Below are 3,171 nucleotides of genomic sequence, written 5' to 3' on the forward strand. Positions count from 1 at the left end.
ATCCGTCATCGTTCCGTCCGTCCAATCTCCGCCAAGCATGCTCAAGCTTCACGATTTTTGCAACAGAGCCCGGCCCCTCAAGTGTCAACGTCCGCCCCTCATCTGTCAGTGAGGGCCAAGTTTTTCGCGAGGTATCCACAACGCCGGCGGCCGCGGTGTCTCGCACACGGCTTCGACGGCGTTTCTGGCGCGTTTGCAGGGCCATAGACGGCCGCCAGCCCAGCGGCGAGGGCAACCAGCCCGGTGAGCGTCGGAAAGGCGCTGGAAGCCCCGTAGCGACGCGGAGAGGGGCGAGACAAGCCAAGGGCGCAGGCTCGATGCGCAGCACGACATAGCCGGTTCTCGCAAGGACGAGAATTTCCCTGCGGTGCCCCTCAAGTGTCAATGAAAGTTTCCAACGCGAGCCATTCGCGAGAGCCTTGAGTCCACGCTAGATCTATCTCATCTGCGCAAGGCAGAACGTGAAGACGGCCGCCCTGGACCTCGCCCGCGAGCGCCAGGCGCACGAGGCCGGCGCGCGGACCCGCGCCACGGCCCACGAGCGGACGCCGCAGCAGGAGCGCCAGAAGGCCGCCAGAGAGGCCGAGCGCGGCCGTGAGGCTTGGACGCTAGGGCAGGGCATGAAAAAGCCCGTAGCGGGCTGCTACGGGCGTCTGACGCGGTGGAAAGGGGGAGGGGATGTTGTCTACATGGCTCTGCTGTAGTGAGTGGGTTGCGCTCCGGCAGCGGTCCTGATCAATCGTCACCCTTTCTCGGTCCTTCAACGTTCCTGACAACGAGCCTCCTTTTCGCCAATCCATCGACAATCACCGCGAGTCCCTGCTCGAACGCTGCGTCCGGACCGGCTTCGTCGAAGGCGTCTATCGCGGCCCGCAACAGCGGCGAGAGCGGAGCCTGTTCAACGGTGCCGCCGCGCTCGCCGGCATCGCTGTCGCCGGCCTGCTCCTCAAGCACGGCCCCAACAGTGAAGTAGCTGATTGTCATCAGCGCATTGACGGCGTCCCCGGCCGAAAAACCCGCCTCGCAGAGGAAGCGAAGCTGCGCGTCGGCCGTTTCCATCTGCGGTGCGCCCGGTCGCGTGCCGGCATGGATGCGCGCGCCATCGCGGTAGGCGAGCAGCGCCTGCCTGAAGCTGCGGGCATTCCCGATCAGAAATGAGCGCCAGTCGTCGTCGGCTCTCGGCACCGAATGCGTATGATTCTCCGCCAGCATGGCTTCGGCCAGTGCGTCGAGCAGCGCCCGCTTGTTCCTGAAGTGCCAGTAAAGCGCCGGCTGCTGAACCCCCAACCGTTCCGCCAGTTTGCGTGTCGTCAGACCGTCTACGCCGACCTCGTTCAACAGGTCCAGGGCGGCACGGATCACTGTATTCGGCTGCAACTTTGTCATGCTTGACACTTTATCACTGATAAACTAATATGTCCACCAACTTATCAGTGATAAAGAATCCGCGCGTTCAATCGGACCAGCGGAGGCTGGTCCGGAGGCCAGACGTGAAACCCAACAGACCCCTGATCGTAATTCTGAGCACTGTCGCGCTCGACGCTGTCGGCATCGGCCTGATTATGCCGGTGCTGCCGGGCCTCCTGCGCGATCTGGTTCACTCGAACGACGTCACCGCCCACTATGGCATTCTGCTGGCGCTGTATGCGTTGATGCAATTTGCCTGCGCACCTGTGCTGGGCGCGCTGTCGGATCGTTTCGGGCGGCGGCCGGTCTTGCTCGTCTCGCTGGCCGGCGCTGCTGTCGACTACGCCATCATGGCGACGGCGCCTTTCCTTTGGGTTCTCTATATCGGGCGGATCGTGGCCGGCATCACCGGGGCGACTGGGGCGGTAGCCGGCGCTTATATTGCCGATATCACTGATGGCGATGAGCGCGCGCGGCACTTCGGCTTCATGAGCGCCTGTTTCGGGTTCGGGATGGTCGCGGGACCTGTGCTCGGTGGGCTGATGGGCGGTTTCTCCCCCCACGCTCCGTTCTTCGCCGCGGCAGCCTTGAACGGCCTCAATTTCCTGACGGGCTGTTTCCTTTTGCCGGAGTCGCACAAAGGCGAACGCCGGCCGTTACGCCGGGAGGCTCTCAACCCGCTCGCTTCGTTCCGGTGGGCCCGGGGCATGACCGTCGTCGCCGCCCTGATGGCGGTCTTCTTCATCATGCAACTTGTCGGACAGGTGCCGGCCGCGCTTTGGGTCATTTTCGGCGAGGATCGCTTTCACTGGGACGCGACCACGATCGGCATTTCGCTTGCCGCATTTGGCATTCTGCATTCACTCGCCCAGGCAATGATCACCGGCCCTGTAGCCGCCCGGCTCGGCGAAAGGCGGGCACTCATGCTCGGAATGATTGCCGACGGCACAGGCTACATCCTGCTTGCCTTCGCGACACGGGGATGGATGGCGTTCCCGATCATGGTCCTGCTTGCTTCGGGTGGCATCGGAATGCCGGCGCTGCAAGCAATGTTGTCCAGGCAGGTGGATGAGGAACGTCAGGGGCAGCTGCAAGGCTCACTGGCGGCGCTCACCAGCCTGACCTCGATCGTCGGACCCCTCCTCTTCACGGCGATCTATGCGGCTTCTATAACAACGTGGAACGGGTGGGCATGGATTGCAGGCGCTGCCCTCTACTTGCTCTGCCTGCCGGCGCTGCGTCGCGGGCTTTGGAGCGGCGCAGGGCAACGAGCCGATCGCTGATAGAGGTTTATAGCGGCTTCGTTCCCTTCCGCAACCGTCAGCATGATCTGCTCCACATGCTCGCGGCCATAGTCTATCACCGCCCGCAGCAGCATACCGGCGACCCCTCGGCCTCGCTGTTCGGGCTCCACGAAAACGCCGGACAGATGCGCCTTGTGAGCGTCCTTGGGGCCGTCCTCCTGTTTGAAGACCGACAGCCCAATGATCTCGCCGTCGATGTAGGCGCCGAATGCCACGGCATCTCGCAACCGTTCAGCGAACGCCTCCATGGGCTTTTTCTCCTCGTGCTCGTAAACGGACCCGAACATCTCTGGAGCTTTCTTCAGGGCCGACAATCGGATCTCGCGGAAATCCTGCACGTCGGCCGCTCCAAGCCGTCGAATCTGAGCCTTAATCACAATTGTCAATTTGGCTCTGTTGCAAAGATTGGCGGCAGTCAGAGGTAGGCTGTCGCTCTGCGCCGATCAGGCGGCTGCTGCGA

Annotated in this window: 4 protein-coding genes; 1 reads left to right on the top strand and 3 read right to left on the bottom strand. The window is 63.0% G+C overall.

Features of this window, described 5'->3' with window-relative positions; translation table 11 throughout:
• Positions 1-205: hypothetical protein (locus BSR28_RS09225; protein WP_233120647.1), on the bottom strand; the 205-nt coding region annotated here is incomplete at its 3' end.
• 530 nt (positions 206-735) lie between these two features.
• The gene (gene tetR(A) / locus BSR28_RS08755; RefSeq protein WP_000164043.1) at positions 736-1,386 is read right to left on the bottom strand and encodes a tetracycline resistance transcriptional repressor TetR(A); all 651 of its coding nucleotides are present in this window, start codon (positions 1,384-1,386) and stop codon (positions 736-738) included.
• 104 nt (positions 1,387-1,490) lie between these two features.
• On the opposite strand from tetR(A), the gene tet(A) reads away from it, so the two are divergent.
• Entirely contained in the window at positions 1,491-2,690 is a 1,200-nt protein-coding gene (gene tet(A) / locus BSR28_RS08760; RefSeq protein WP_000804064.1) for a tetracycline efflux MFS transporter Tet(A), read from the top strand.
• On the opposite strand, the gene BSR28_RS08765 is transcribed toward tet(A), so the two are convergent.
• Positions 2,621-3,088: a GNAT family N-acetyltransferase gene (locus BSR28_RS08765; RefSeq protein WP_223155915.1), complete on the bottom strand. Its 468-nt coding sequence runs from the start codon at positions 3,086-3,088 to the stop codon at positions 2,621-2,623. The two genes, tet(A) and BSR28_RS08765, sit on opposite strands and share 70 nt — an antisense overlap.
• Positions 3,089-3,171: the final 83 nt, after the last annotated feature.

This window comes from Boudabousia liubingyangii (assembly GCF_001907245.1).
In the GTDB taxonomy this organism is placed as follows: Bacteria; Actinomycetota; Actinomycetes; order Actinomycetales; family Actinomycetaceae; genus Boudabousia; species Boudabousia liubingyangii.